Origin of the sequence: Rheinheimera sp., from assembly GCF_965283995.1 — a bacterium.
Taxonomy (GTDB): Bacteria; Pseudomonadota; Gammaproteobacteria; order Enterobacterales; family Alteromonadaceae; genus Pararheinheimera.
The window spans coordinates 2,047,744-2,061,394 of the sequence record NZ_CBDIQG010000001.1 but is presented as its reverse complement, the minus strand read 5'-3'; the positions used below and the strand labels follow the sequence as shown (position 1 = coordinate 2,061,394).

The 13,651-nt window shown below is 54.3% G+C and carries 11 protein-coding genes; 8 read left to right on the top strand and 3 right to left on the bottom strand.

Annotation, left to right across the window (positions count from 1 at the left end; genetic code table 11):
- Positions 1–110 precede the first annotated feature (110 nt).
- From ACQ66Q_RS09430 to ACQ66Q_RS09410, 5 genes are all read left to right on the top strand, one after another.
- Positions 111–848 carry a sporulation protein gene (locus tag ACQ66Q_RS09430; protein ID WP_430456560.1) on the top strand — a complete coding sequence of 246 codons (738 nt, stop codon included), beginning with the start codon at positions 111–113 and terminating at the stop codon, positions 846–848.
- A gap of 141 nt (positions 849–989) precedes the next feature.
- Entirely contained in the window at positions 990–1,349 is a 360-nt protein-coding gene (locus ACQ66Q_RS09425; protein ID WP_430456559.1) for a DUF3019 domain-containing protein, read from the top strand.
- On the top strand, positions 1,346–2,047 hold the full coding sequence (locus ACQ66Q_RS09420) for a response regulator transcription factor (protein WP_430456558.1): 702 nt from the start codon (positions 1,346–1,348) through the stop codon (positions 2,045–2,047). The genes ACQ66Q_RS09425 and ACQ66Q_RS09420 overlap by 4 nt, the downstream gene beginning before the upstream one ends.
- The gene (locus ACQ66Q_RS09415; RefSeq protein ID WP_430456557.1) at positions 2,044–3,273 is read left to right on the top strand and encodes a sensor histidine kinase; all 1,230 of its coding nucleotides are present in this window, start codon (positions 2,044–2,046) and stop codon (positions 3,271–3,273) included. Before ACQ66Q_RS09420 ends, ACQ66Q_RS09415 begins: the two co-directional genes overlap by 4 nt.
- 58 nt (positions 3,274–3,331) lie before the next feature.
- Positions 3,332–4,177 carry a substrate-binding periplasmic protein gene (locus ACQ66Q_RS09410; protein ID WP_430456556.1) on the top strand — a complete coding sequence of 282 codons (846 nt, stop codon included), beginning with the start codon at positions 3,332–3,334 and terminating at the stop codon, positions 4,175–4,177.
- A gap of 36 nt (positions 4,178–4,213) precedes the next feature.
- On the opposite strand, the gene ACQ66Q_RS09405 is transcribed toward ACQ66Q_RS09410, so the two are convergent.
- Entirely contained in the window at positions 4,214–5,302 is a 1,089-nt protein-coding gene (locus ACQ66Q_RS09405; protein WP_430456555.1) for a sugar-transfer associated ATP-grasp domain-containing protein, read from the bottom strand.
- Between the two features lie 271 nt (positions 5,303–5,573).
- On the opposite strand from ACQ66Q_RS09405, the gene ACQ66Q_RS09400 reads away from it, so the two are divergent.
- Genes ACQ66Q_RS09400 through ACQ66Q_RS09390 form a run of 3 tightly spaced genes read left to right on the top strand, consistent with a single transcriptional unit; the run spans position 5,574 to position 9,573 of the window.
- Positions 5,574–6,656 (top strand): sensor histidine kinase, encoded by a 1,083-nt coding sequence (locus ACQ66Q_RS09400; RefSeq protein WP_430456554.1) that lies wholly within the window; start codon positions 5,574–5,576, stop codon positions 6,654–6,656.
- Complete coding sequence (locus tag ACQ66Q_RS09395; RefSeq protein ID WP_377246233.1) at positions 6,637–7,233, top strand: response regulator; 597 nt, start codon at positions 6,637–6,639, stop codon at positions 7,231–7,233. Before ACQ66Q_RS09400 ends, ACQ66Q_RS09395 begins: the two co-directional genes overlap by 20 nt.
- A 60-nt stretch (positions 7,234–7,293) precedes the next feature.
- A complete protein-coding gene (locus ACQ66Q_RS09390) occupies positions 7,294–9,573 on the top strand; it encodes a M14 family zinc carboxypeptidase (RefSeq protein WP_430456553.1) in 2,280 nt (759 codons plus the stop codon).
- Between the two features lie 52 nt (positions 9,574–9,625).
- Here the strand turns inward: ACQ66Q_RS09390 and ACQ66Q_RS09385 are convergent, their stop codons facing one another.
- Together ACQ66Q_RS09385 and ACQ66Q_RS09380 are read right to left on the bottom strand one after the other, a co-directional pair.
- The gene (locus tag ACQ66Q_RS09385; protein ID WP_430458547.1) at positions 9,626–10,924 is read right to left on the bottom strand and encodes a putative bifunctional diguanylate cyclase/phosphodiesterase; all 1,299 of its coding nucleotides are present in this window, start codon (positions 10,922–10,924) and stop codon (positions 9,626–9,628) included.
- Positions 10,925–10,933: 9 nt separating this feature from the next.
- On the bottom strand, positions 10,934–13,585 hold the full coding sequence (locus ACQ66Q_RS09380) for a PAS domain S-box protein (protein WP_430456552.1): 2,652 nt from the start codon (positions 13,583–13,585) through the stop codon (positions 10,934–10,936).
- Between the last annotated feature and the right edge of the window lie 66 nt (positions 13,586–13,651).

The following is a 13,651-nucleotide window of genomic DNA, read 5'->3' as shown; positions in this document are numbered from 1 at the left end:
CTATAAAAGTAAAATCTGTTAACAATTGAATCTTATTTGCAACTTGCAAAAGCACGATAGCGGCCATAAATACACTGTAGTGATAAAGTCGTCATGCAGAAATGGACTATATGATGTTAAAACAACTACTGGCTTCTGCCGGGATCGGCGCTTGTAAAATTGATACGCAGCTGGCCAATAATCAGTGTGTGCCGGGTGGCAGCCTCAGTGGTCAGATCCTGATCCAGGGTGGCGCGGTCGCGCAGCAAATCAATGGCTTTAGTCTGGCGCTGATGACCCGTGTCAAAGTCAAAACCGACAACGGCGAGCACTATCAGAATTTTTGTCTGCAACGTTTTCGCCTGAGCGAAGCGATGTTGATCGAAGCCGGTGCCCGGCACCAGCTGCCATTTGAACTGCGCCTGAGTGCTGAGCTGCCGGTGACGCATCTGCCGCATCATTCGGTCGGTAAAGTCTGGTTATGTACTGAAGCCGATATCGCGATGGCGCTGGATCCGTCGGACAACGATTTATTGCGTATTGATGCCTCGCCATTAGTGCTTAATTGCATCAGCGCCATGCTGGAGTTGGGGTATCAGCTGCAGAAAGTTGATGTGGAAAAAGGTTATCTGCAAGTGCCGGGCAAGCGCAGCCAGAGTGGCTGTTATCAGGAATTTGAGTTCCGGCCGCGACAGTGGTTGTCTGGCATTAAAGAAGTCGAACTGTCTTTTATTCCGGATGGCGCCGACACCTTGTTGCTGGTCGAAGTGGACCGCAGTTTCCGCGGCGACAGCTACCGCACCGTGCGCTTAGCGCCACACGCCAGCGTCGCACAGGTGCAACAGGCACTGCGCAACATTCTCGGTTAAACCTGTCACGATTTTTGTGTTGCAGACGCCGCTTCGGTGGCGTTTTTTTATCCGCCGCCCACAGGGACCAACCCTTGCACAGTGCCGAATTCACCGGTACAACTAACAGCATGTTTTTAATCTGAGCCTGTGGGAAGACTGATGAGACTTGTGCTGCTGTTGCTCCTGCTGTCGCCGGCCCTCTGCAGTGCCAACGAATTTGTGCTGACGCCACTGATTTGCGTGCAGCAGAAATACCACAGCTGCGCGATCCAGCTGAAAGTACGCTGGCAACAGGCCAAGCCGGCCTGCTTGTATTTGCCACCACAGACCGAACCATTGTTATGCGGGCCCGCCGGAATCCAGCAAGAGCTGGCGCTGCAACTGACAAAAGACAGCCGTTTTGAGTTACGTGCGGCTGACAGTCCGCAAGTATTGGCCCAGCGCACGATTAAAGTGCTGACCATCGATTTTAATGCCGGCGATAAACTTCTCAAACGCAGCCGCTGGGGCACACAATGAGTCGCCAACATATTTTGCTGGTCGAAGATGATCAGGAACTAGCGCGGCTGGTGGTGGATTATCTGCACAGTGAAGACTACACAGTGGTTAGCTGCAGCAATACGCTCAAAGCGAAAAAGCTGTTAGCCACTCAGGGCTTTGACCTGATGATTTGCGATGTCATGTTACCGGGCAGCAGCGGGTTTGAGTTGGTGCAGCAAATTCGCAGTCAGTTTAAAGGGCCGATTTTGTTTATGACGGCGCAAACGACGGTCACCGCGCAATTGCATGGCCTGGAACTTGGCGCCCAGGACTATCTGCTCAAACCGATAGACCCCCGCTTATTATTGGCCAAGATCCGCGTTTTTCTGCCATTACCGCAGCAACAGCAGGTAGCGAATCCACTGCTGCAACAAGACAATCTGCGCATCGATAAATTGTCAGGCCATGTCAGCCTTGCCGGGCAACCGTTGAATCTGACCAATGCCGAACTGCAATTACTGATCACTTTGCTGGAACATTTTCCGCTGGCGGTGTGCCGCGAACGGCTGTTCCGGGAGCAACTGAACCGGGAGTACGACGGCACCGATCGGACCATTGACGGCCGGGCCTCGCGACTGCGGAAAAAACTGCAGGCGGTCGATGCACGCTGGAATATCCGCAATGTCTGGGGCCAGGGTTACAGCATCAGTGTCAACGCCGAAGGAGACGCCGGATGAGCGCAACCTTATTGCGGTTTTATATCGGCGTGGTGCTGATGGTTTTACTGTTGTTTTTCAGCCTGAACCAGCTCTATAACTGGGTCTATCAAGGCGATGATATGACCGTCGCAGCCCGGACTATGCTGCACAATGTCTATCAGCACAGTCAGGCCGAGCATCAACTGAATTGCCGTCTCAGTATCGACGATGATTGTGCCGGGAGCCTGTATGTCGTGATCCCAAAAGACCTGTGGCAACCTCAGCCCGGCGTCAGTTACGGCATTGAAGTTCTGCGCGACGGCGACGGCAATGCCTCGATGTGCGCGGAAATGAGTAATGGCGATTTGATGTGTCTCAGCCAGCTGAATCTGCCACAAGGTGCGGATTTCACCATTGATTTGGTTCACGTATTTTTAGTGTTGCTGCTGTTGGCATTGTTTTGGTTCAGCCGCAATGTGTTTAAGGATGTGGAAACCTTGCGGGTCAGCGCCTTACAAGAGATCAAACAGGGGCGCCTGCCTGACTTCCGTTTGAGTACCCACTCTTATCTGCAACCTTTGGCGCGTTCGTTGACGCGGATGAATCAGACCATTACGAACCTCAACCAGCTGCAACGGGAAATGGCCGATACGGTTTGCCACGACATTAAAACGCCGCTGGCGCGGCTGCGTTTTATCATGCTGGGGCTGGAACGGCAGATGAACGATGGTCAGTACGCGCAGGTGCAACGCAATCTGCAGGAAATTGAAGACAATGTGTATGACTATCTGCGGCTGGCGCAACAGGATTTTCGTGCTGATCTGGAACTGAGTCAGGTCCGGCTGAGCGCGGTATTGCCGGAGTTATTGGAGAAATTTCGCGCCAATACCGAACACGAACTGACCCTGCACGGTGACAGCGATTTGACGATTCAGGCGGACGCCAAGCTACTGTGCCGGGCTCTGTCTAACTTGCTGAGTAATGCTTTGCGTCATTGTCAGCATCAGGTTCGGATCGATTTAAGCTTAGACGGTCAAGATTGTCGCATTGATATCAGTGACGATGGTGCCGGTTGGCATCGTGATGTACAGCGCGATGACCTGGTGCCGCATCATGGTATTGGTCTGGCGATAGTGCGACGGGTCGCGCATCAGCATGGTGGTGAACTGCTACAACTGGAGCGGCCCGGCGGCGGCGCCATCGCCCGGCTGCAATTGCCGGTGGGGAGTGCGGATACTGGTGCGGCGACAGCTGCTACGCCATAATAGCGGGGTTTATAGTCCGTCTGGTGCGTATCACAGGATACCCCGACAGGAGACAAAGTTGTTTAGGATCCCTCTGACTCAATTCGCCGCGGCTTGTCTGTGGAGCTGTATGCTGCTGACACCAGCGGTTGCAATGGCTGCGCCAAAATCTGCCGTGCAGACTGTGTATTACGGGGGTAATCAGCGTCAGGATTATTACGTTGAATTACTGCAACTGGCGTTGAGTTACCCAGGTAATCACGACTATCAGTTAAAAGCTTCAGACCTGAATCTGCCAAAACAACGTGCCTTTGATCTGATGAATGCGCACGGTGGTATTGATGTGCTGTTCGGCAGTGTGAGTGAAGAGCGCCTGCGGCAATACCGCGGCATCCCTTTCTCCATTTTAAAAGGTTACAACGGTTGGCGAGTTGCACTGATTCACCGGCAAACGCCGGATATCTTACGAGGGATTCACAGTAAGCAACACCTGAGTCGGCTCACGGTCGGTCAGTTTCTGACCTGGAGTGACACGCAAATCCTGCGTCGGAATGGCCTGAAAGTCGACACCAGCACCGATGGGAACGGTCTGTACGGCATGCTGGAGCGCGGCCGCATCGATTATTTTCCGCTGTCAGTGTTAGAGGTTGCCTACGAGCTCAGTATTCACCAGAATCCACAACTGATGATTGATCCGCAACTGCTGATTATCTACCCAACCGCCACCTGGTTTTACGTCGCCAAAGACAACACCGCGCTGGCAGACGCATTGCTGCAAGGCCTGCAACAAGCTGAACAGGACGGCAGTTTCGATAAGCTGTTCCAGCGCTATTTCGGCGACGCATTACAGCGGCTGCAGCTGGAGAAACGTACCCGCATCATGCTGGAAAATCCGTTGCTACCGGCGCAAGTGAAGGTTCAATAACCGGTAGTGGGCCGCCACACCGGTTAGTTGATAGTCTCAGGCTCTGACCGCATAAAAAGGTTTTATAGCTGCAGCAAAACCTTTGGTATGCGCGGCCTGAAGTGCATCAATGTCATAACGCCAGTTGGCCTCGACAACCCAGACCATGTCTGCACTGACAGCAACATCCCAACCAATAGTTTTCAGAAAAGGCATGGTTTTGTGCGCGGCAAAGACCGTTGCCAGCACTTCCTGCCAGCGCGGCAACATAAAATTTTGCAAGGTGATACCAGTTAGCGGGTGCTGGCTGATTTCTGCCATCACAGGCCAGGTTTTGTTGCAGACAATTTTCGTCGACATTAATCGCCCTTCGTTGACATCAACCGCTGCAATCAGATTGCCGCTACTGCCATGGCAGAAGCTGTCAGTTTGATTGTTGCCGTTGATGATCCGGAAAAAAGAGCCAATAGCGCGGATTTCTCCCTGCTCCATTGCTGTGACCACCCGAATAGTGGACAGGTGGGGTGAGCCTGTCAGTTGGCGGATGCTGGGATGATTGACCAGTTGCGGCTGCACTATCATCGGAATACCGCTGCGGACCAACTGAAATACCCGATGAGCAAAACTTTGAATTCTGCTGTGCCCTTGCGCGGTGATCACAACAGCGCCTTGGCGGACAAAGGCAAATGCATGCTGGCCATGGGAGCCGCGTTGTGGCTTGACGAAATACTGGCCATCCGGCAGAAACTGGCAAAGTTGGTCTGCCGAATGCAGCAGAGGTGTGCCTTGCTGCTGTTCGCTGTCTGGAGCGCACAGCAGACAAGTGAGTTGTGGTGTCGGCAGATGATGTTGCCAGCAATGCTGATAAAACGCGTGTTTGTCGTCGGCTAACTGACGGCCGTATACCGAAGCCTGACTGGCCAGGACCCGCTTAAAGGGTTCATTTTGCAGAAATTGGGACCACTCACGCAGCGCGACCCGTGGCAATTGATAAATGGTAAAATCACGGGCGCCGAGCCCATACTTCAACCGGCAATAGATGGGTGCCACAATCAACCACAACCCGCTGATACTGCGGATTTGGCTGCACGCATAGCACGTGGCCTGAATATAATCCCTTAACACACAGATCCATTTGTTGCTCATCAGACACTTCCTTGTTCTGGTTATTTATTGATCAACTCTCAGTGTAGCTAAAACAGAGAAATTGGCGAATATCGATGAGAAGCCGGATCCATGGTGAGTCAGGCAGCTAACAGCAAATTGCTGGCCGGCGATCAGGTATTCCTGGCCTCAGTCGGGCGTGCAGATGACAAATGTCATTCCGATCCGCTGACAAGCCGCATTGTTGCCAGGGGCGGAGCTGAGTTAAGCTGCGATCAATGGTAAGGCGTAGCCGTGATCTCAGGAGGCAACGATGTCGGTACAATTAGATGGCAAGTGGAGCTGGGTGTATCTGATAAACCTGGTGTTTTATCTGGTACCGCTATTTTATCTGCCGTTGGCGCCCTGGCAGATTGCGGTTGCGGTTGCGGTGTTGCTGGTCTTTGTCTGGTGTTATTTTTGGGCGTACCGCGTGCCGACCCGGCAGATGCATTGGCCGGTACTGGCGATGCTGACGTTGTCGGTCGGTGTGACGCCATTGAATCCCGGCAGTATTTCGTTATTTGCGTATATCGGCTTTTTCCTCGGTTTTGCCTGGCCGTTGCGTCAGGCGATTGCCGCGGTGACTGCGGTGCTGCTGATCATGGTGGCACTCAATAGTTGGCAGGGTTTTAAAGGACCGTATTTTTTACTGTATGGCGGTTTGTTGCTGGTCGGGGTCGCCAGTTTCGGTTTGCTGGAGCGACAACGCCAAATTCGTTTACGCCAGCAGCAGCGCAGCCAGGAAGAGATCACGCAGCTGGCGCAAATGGTGGAGCGCGAGCGCATCGCCCGCGATTTACATGACATTATGGGCCACAGTTTGTCCAGTATTGTGCTCAAAGCCGATCTGGCGAAGGCATTGCTCAAAGCCGGTAAAGCCGAGGATGCCGCCCTGCACCTGACTGAACTGGCACAAGTGGCGCGCGATTCGTTGTCACAGGTGCGTCAGACCGTTTCCGGTTATAAACATAAAGGTTTGCTGGCCGAAGTCAGCAATCTGGCGCAGCGCCTGCGTGAACATGGTTTTGCCGTGACGCTGGACGGCGAAGTGCCGAAACTGGCGGCGCGGGAAGAGTCGGCGCTGATCCTGGTGCTGACCGAGTTGGTCACTAATATTCTGCGCCACAGCAAAGGCGATAGTTGCCGCATCAGTTTTCGCGAACAGGACGGCGGCTGGCTGATGGAAGTGGCCGACAACGGCGAAGTGAAAAGCTTTGGTTTTGGCAATGGCCTGACTGGTGTAACCGAGCGACTGAACGCCTTGCAGGCAAAACTGGATTATCAACTGGATGCCGGCTGTAAGTTACAGATTTGGCTGCCAAAAGGAACTGAACATGCGAATTTTACTGGCTGAAGATCAGGCCATGGTGCGCGGTGCGCTGGCGTCTCTGCTGCGCTTGTCCAGCAGTCACGAACTGGTGGAAGCCGCTGACGGCGACAGTGCACTGAAACTGCTGAAAACTGAACATTTTGACGTGCTGCTGACCGACATCGAAATGCCGGGCCGCAGCGGGCTGGAATTGGCCGCCTGGTTGCAGCAACAACAAAGTAAAATCAAGGTGATAGTGATCACCACGTTCGGCCGAAGCGGCTACGTGCGCCGGGCGCTGGATTGCGGTGTCAGTGGTTTTTTACTGAAAGACGCACCGGTTGACGATTTATTGGCTGCCATCGATAAAGTGCTGGCCGGCAAGCGGGTGATCGACAGTGAGCTGGCGCTGCTGGCGCTGGGGGAACAGGATCCGCTTAGCGACAAAGAACGCCGCGCGCTGCGTCTGGCCGGCGAAGGCAAATCCACCGCCGAAATTGCCACGCTGTTATTTATCGCCGAGGGCACGGTGCGCAATTATTTGTCCGAAGCGATGGCCAAACTCAACGCCGTGAACCGGGTCGAAGCGGCGCGGATTGCGCAGCAAAAAGGCTGGCTCTGAGATTTCCAAGGGCCAGACAACGTGTTAACTTCAGGTTAAATTCACCGCGAGGGGCGCGTTATGTTGTTGTCACCGGTTTCTGTTGTTGCTGCCAGTCTGTTCAGCGGTCTGGCCGTTAGCCCACATCAATCAGTGTCACAGCTGGCCCATTTGCAGCAACTCAGCCATAACAACGCCATGCAGGTGCGGTTTGCCAGCCCGGAGCAGGCACGGCTCGCCGCGATCAGTTTGCATGATGCGCTGCTGGCCGGTCGTTGGCAGGACAGCACGCTGATCCTGCAACTGGATGCGCAGGCGCAAGCCCGGCTGGCACCGCATGCGGTGTCGATCACGCCGGCATATGTCTGGCAGCAACAGCAAAGCGCCATCCAGCCGCAGGCCTTGCCGGACGGCGCCAATACGATCCCCGGTTATCCCTGTTATGCCACAGTGGAACAAACCTACAGTCAGGCTGAACAGCTGGTGCGTGACTATCCCGACTATGCCAGCTGGCAAAAGATCGGCAGCGGCTGGGCACAAACAAAAACTGCCAACGGCTATGACCTGTATGTGCTGAAGATCAGCAACCGCAAAGCCGGCCCGGTCAACAAAGCCAAACTATTGATCAACAGCGCCATTCATGCCCGCGAATATGCCACGGCGGCGCTGACACTGGCCTTTGCCAAAGACTTGCTCAGCAAAGCCGGCAGCGATGCCGATGTGGACTGGATGCTGCAGCAAAATGAAGTCCATCTGGTGCTGCACACCAACCCGGAAGGCCGGAAAATTGCCGAAACCGGCGTGTCCTGGCGCAAAAATATCAATGACACGTCCTGTAACAGCAGCACCTTTGGTGTTGATCTGAACCGGAACTTCAGCTTTGGCTGGTTCAGTATTCCCAACGGCAGCAGCGCCAACAGCTGTGATTTGACCTACCGCGGCACAAAAGCCGGTTCCGAGCCGGAAGTGCAGGCGCTGGAGGCCTATGCCCGCAGTCTGTATCCGGATAAACGCGGGCCGGCGCGCACCGATGCTGCTCCGGCGGACACGGCTGGTATCCATCTCGACATCCATAGTTATAGTGAACTGGTGTTGTGGCCCTGGGGCGACACTGAAACACCAGCGCCCAACGGTACGGCGTTAAAAGCGCTTGGCCACCGGCTGGCCTGGTTTAACGGCTACGTGCCGACCCAGTCGATTGGCCTGTACCCAACCGATGGCACCAGTGATGGCGTCAGTTATGGTGAGCTGGGCGTGGCCGCGATCACCTTTGAGATTGGCACGGCGTTTTTTGAAAGCTGCGCCAACTACGAAGCAAATGTGTTGCCAGACAATCTGCGGGCCTTGTATTACGCGCTGCGGGTCAACACTGCGCCTTATTTGCTGCCGGCCGGGCCGGATTTGACGCAGCTGAGCCTGAATACCACGGCGGGCAAGATCCCGCGCAATCAGTTGCTGCAGCTCAAAGCGGTGGCCCGTGACAATCAATCCAGCGGTTTTAGTGGCGGCGTGGCCAGTCAGCCGATCAGTCAGGTTGAATTGACGCTGGATCAATGGCCGGAGGTGGCCGGGGCTAATACCGTCGCGCTTGCTGCTGCCGATGGCAAATACGACAGCGCCAGTGAAAGCATTAACCATCTGCTGGACGTAACCAGCCTCAGTGAAGGCCGGCATACGCTATACCTGCGTGCCAAAGACAGCGCCGGCAATACCGGGCCTGTGTACGCGCAGTATTTTACTGTAACCGCGCCGGTGGAACTGGTGTTACCCGAGCCGGATTTCAGTGTGGAATGCCAGTTCCTGCGTTGCCAGTTCCGCAACACCACGCTGCGGGATGCCGCAGTGCCGCTGCAGTTCAGTTGGTTGTTCAGTCCAAATGCCAGCAGCAACGAGACGAATCCGGTGTTTACTTTCCCGGCCCCAGGCAGTTATACACCGGCACTGACGGTGCAAGCCGATACACAAAGCCCGCCACCGGCAAAGTCACGCAGTAAAACGCTGCAGGTCTTTGCTGAACCAGTGCTTGAACTCAACAGCAGTTGCCAGGCACTGAGTTGTAGCCTCAGTGCGACGGCCAGCAGCGCCAACGGCGCGATCAGCAGTGTGCAATGGACGGTGAATAATCAGACGCTCAGCGGCACTAGTGTCAGCGTGACGTTCAGCGCCGCCGGCACTTATCCGGTGGTGGCGCTGGCGACGGACAGTGCCGGGCAGAAAGTGCAGAAAGCGCTGAGTATCAGCGTCACAGCGCCCGTCGTCGTCACGCCGGCAGAACCGCAAGCCAGTCAATCCTCCGGCGGTAGTGTCGGCCTGACTTTGCTGGGCTTTTTGGCGTGGTGCGGCTGGCAACGCCGGCGCTGAGCCTGCGCGGCTCAAAAAAACAGCGCAGCGGCGTCAGCAGATCCATCTGGTTTTACGACACCAGATGGATATTTTGTTTGCCTTGTTGTTGTTCCAGTAAGGCTTGGAACTTATCGGCTGGGATCGGCGGGCTGCAGAAATATCCCTGATATTGATCACAGCGTTGTTGCTTCAGGAATTCCAGTTGCTGCGCGGTTTCTACACCTTCAGCCAGCACTTTAAAGCCCAGGGAATGGGCGATACCAATGATGGCGGTAGCGATCGCCATATCGTCTTTGCTATGCGGAATATCGTCGATAAACTTTTTATCGATCTTCAGCACATCGAGCGGGAAGCGTTTTAAATAGGCCAGCGACGAATAACCAGTGCCAAAGTCGTCGATTGCCAGCCGGATCCCGAGGCCGCGCAGGTCGTCCAGCACCTGCACCACCGTTTCCTGATTTTCCATCAACGCGCTTTCGGTCAGTTCCAGTTCCAGACAACGCGGTGGGAATCCGGTGTCGTTCAGCACCTGGGTGACTTGTTTACGCATATCAAAACGTTTGAACTGGGCTGGCGATACGTTGACGGCCAATGTCAATTTCGGCAGACCGGCCTCCAGCCATTGTTGACCTTGCCGGCAAGTCTCAGTCAGCACAAACTCACCGATCTCATTGATCAGGCCACAGGCTTCGGCGATTGGAATAAAACGCATCGGCGAAATCATGCCTTGTTCCGGATCAAACCAGCGTACCAGCGCTTCGGCGCCCATGATCCGGCCGCTGAGAATATCGATCTGTGGCTGGTAAAAGACGCGTAAATGGCCGGCTTTGATCGCCTTACGCAGCTGCGCTTCTACCGTCAGCCGATCGCGCGCTGCCAGTGTGTAAGCATCTGAATAGAATGTGAAAGTATTGCGACCTGCCGCTTTGGCTTTATATAGCGCCGCATCAGCGCCTTGTAGTAATACCGTGGTGTTATCGCCATGGTCCGGGAATACCGCGATGCCAATGCTGGCACCGAGCGTGATTTCCACGTCGTCGCTGAGGTTCCACGGCGCGCCCATATGCTGGATCAGTTTATTGGCAACCACCGCCGCATCTTCTGCCTGCAGCAAAGACGGCAGTAAAATGGCAAATTCGTCGCCACCCAGCCGGGCCACCACATCGAGATCCCGAACTTTCTGTTTTAACCGGCTGGCCACCTGCAACAGCAATTCGTCGCCATAACGATGGCCGTACGAGTCGTTGACGTCTTTAAAGTGGTCCAGATCCAGCACCAGCACGGCACAAAACAGTTGATCCCGCCGTGCCGTTTTCAGCGCTTGTTCGACCAGCTGCAGGAACAGCTGCCGGTTGGGTAAATGCGTCAGTTCATCATGTTAGCTGAGGAACATCATTTCCGCTTCAGTGGCGCGGATCTCAGATAAGTCGGTGAAAACGGCGGCGTAATGGCTGATTTGCTGGGTTTCATTAAACACTGCACTGATGCTGAGCTGTACCGGCAATACGCTACCGTCTTTGTGTTTATTAAAAACTTCGCCTTGCCAATAGTTTTGCTCGCGCAGTTGTTGCCACATTTGCTGATAAAATTCGTCGCTGTGTTGTCCTGAACGCAACATGGCCGGTTTTTGGCCCACCAGTTCAGTATCGCTGTAGCCAAATAACCGGACCAGTGCCGGGTTCACTGAGATAATCACTTCATTTATATCGGTGATCAGAATACCTTCGCGGCTACTGTTAAATACGGCATCAGCGAGGCGCAAATTGGCTTCCTGTTGTTTTCGTACCGATAAGTCGATATCCATACAGAAGATTTGCGATGGCCGGCCCGGCAGCTGCACCACGGCATGGCCAGAGAATACCTGCACCGGTTCGCCGCCTTTTCGTTGCAACATCAGCTCACCAGCAGGTAATGGCACACCGGATTCAGCCATTGCTCTGACTGCCGCGCTGACATCCTGCCGCATCGGCGTGGGAATAATCAGATCAAGCAAACTTTTACCCAGCGCTTCTTCTTTGCTGTAGCCGTATAACACTTCACTGGCTTTGTTCCAGTAAAAGGTGGTGCCATCGGCCTCATACCCCTGAACTGAAATCTCCGGCGTATTATCAAGCAGCGTGCGAAAGCGTAATTCGCTTTCAATCCAGTGTTGCTCGGCCTGCTTTTGCATCGTGATATCTTCGAGCTCCAGCAAGACATGGGTGACCTGATCTTTGCGGTCGACGATGGCATATAACGAACTTTCCAGCCAAAGTGCAGTATTGTCCGCTAACAGGCGGTGATCTTGCCGGACGACTTTCTGATGGCCGGCTTTTAACTGTGGCAAGACGCTGTCTAGCCATTCTTGCTGGTCGTCAGGCAGAATGTCTTTGAGTGGCGGTAACTCATCCAATAACGCGGCTGGGATAGAGCTAAGTTTGATAAAGCGTTGATTAAAATATTGTATTTCACCATTTATCCCGCAAATCACAACGCCAACCGGGCTTTGTTCAATCGCTTTGGAAAACAGTTCAAGCCGGGCTTTGGCGTCACTGCGTTCCACCAGAAACGCTGCCAGACTGGCGGTGAACTGGATTAAATCGCGCTCTTCCGGGGTTGGGTCACGTTTTTCTGCCAGATAAATGCCAAAAGTCCCCAGCAACTGACGTTCTGTATCAAAGAATGGCGTGGACCAGCACGCCTGCAGCCAGTCATAAGGCGCGATCAGATCCTGAAAATTCAGCCATAACATATCGTTATGCACGTCGGCTACATACACCGGCTGTCCAGTGGCAGCTGCAGTGCCGCAGGAACCGTTGCCATAGCGGATCGGTAAGCCATCGACTTTGTTATTGTATTCTGCGGGCAGGCTGGGGCCAGCGGCCACCCGCATCACTTGGTTCGGTAAGTCGGCCAATAAAATCGAGCCGCGCAAATGCGGCAGCTGTTGTTCAATAAATTTCACCAGTTCGGTCAACAGATCGGGCAGCGCAGCATCATCCAATAATCGATGAAGCAGATAACTCTGCGCTTGTTGTTTCATTTGCTGTTGTTTGCGCTCGCGAATGTTCTGCCAGCAAATGACCAGCACAGTGCCGTCCTGTGAACGGGGTACCGGGATCGCCCGATAAGCTGTTGGTAAGGTGTCGCCCTGCAGATTGATAAACAAGTCGGCTTCGCCGCTGATTTGCTGCGGTTGTTCCAGCGCTTTATGGATCTCGCGCCACAGCGCCAGCGCAGCTTTTTGCTTGCTGACCAGCGTTTGCAATGGCAAGCCAATCAGTTGGCTGATATTGGCGTAACCAAGCTGCTGCTGAGCCGCCTGATTGACAAAGGTGATTTCCGCATTGCGATTGACGCCGATAATGGCATCACCTGTGGCATCCAGCAGCAACTGCACCTGCGCCATACTGGCCTGCAATGCCATCAGCGCCTGTTTGCGCGCATTAATATCTTCGACCACCGAGACAAAATAACACTGCTGCGGATCGGTGCTGCGATGAAAGGAAACCGATAAATGGGCCCAGATAAACAAACCATCACGCCGCCGATAGCGCTTTTCCATCTCAAAGCTTTCACGCTCACCCCGGACCAGCGCATCACATAGTTGTAAATCGTCAGCCAGATCGTCGGGGTGGGTTAGATCCTGAAAAGTGCTGCCAGCCAGATCGGCCGGTTCGTATTGCAGCATTTGTGCAAAGCGTTGATTAACCTGAATAAAATGGCCGGAAACGGCCACATGCGCCAGACCTACCGCGGCTTCGTCGAAAGTACTGGCCAGCTTTTGCTGCACCTGCCTGGTGAATAGGGCTTTGTCACGGAGTTGCCAGAATAAGGCCAGTGGCAGCAGGATGGCGAACAGTGGTAACAACCAGCCCAGTGTCTGGTGCAGCGCTGCGGCCTGCGCGGCCGATAGGTAGCCGGCACTGAAAGCCGGATCCTGGCTGAACCACCACAGGCCCGCCACACCCAGATAAATAATTAATAGCAGTAAAAGCGCTGACTCAAAACGGCGGTTTGCACGATCGGCTTGCGTTGCTGAATATGCCATCAGTGGTCTTCCCTGTCATTGCAACCCACACAGCATCCGGGTAGGACTGTGCCAATACTTTGTTCC

Bases quoted from the DNA above. Each gene is read 5' to 3' on its own strand.
- ACQ66Q_RS09430 (WP_430456560.1), top strand. From the start codon at position 111: ATGATGTTAAAACAACTACTGGCTTCTGCCGGGATCGGCGCTTGTAAA.
- ACQ66Q_RS09425 (WP_430456559.1), top strand. From the start codon at position 990: ATGAGACTTGTGCTGCTGTTGCTCCTGCTGTCGCCGGCCCTCTGCAGT.
- ACQ66Q_RS09420 (WP_430456558.1), top strand. From the start codon at position 1,346: ATGAGTCGCCAACATATTTTGCTGGTCGAAGATGATCAGGAACTAGCG.
- ACQ66Q_RS09415 (WP_430456557.1), top strand. From the start codon at position 2,044: ATGAGCGCAACCTTATTGCGGTTTTATATCGGCGTGGTGCTGATGGTT.
- ACQ66Q_RS09405 (WP_430456555.1), bottom strand. From the start codon at position 5,302: ATGAGCAACAAATGGATCTGTGTGTTAAGGGATTATATTCAGGCCACG.
- ACQ66Q_RS09400 (WP_430456554.1), top strand. From the start codon at position 5,574: ATGTCGGTACAATTAGATGGCAAGTGGAGCTGGGTGTATCTGATAAAC.
- ACQ66Q_RS09395 (WP_377246233.1), top strand. From the start codon at position 6,637: ATGCGAATTTTACTGGCTGAAGATCAGGCCATGGTGCGCGGTGCGCTG.
- ACQ66Q_RS09390 (WP_430456553.1), top strand. From the start codon at position 7,294: ATGTTGTTGTCACCGGTTTCTGTTGTTGCTGCCAGTCTGTTCAGCGGT.
- ACQ66Q_RS09380 (WP_430456552.1), bottom strand. From the start codon at position 13,585: ATGGCATATTCAGCAACGCAAGCCGATCGTGCAAACCGCCGTTTTGAG.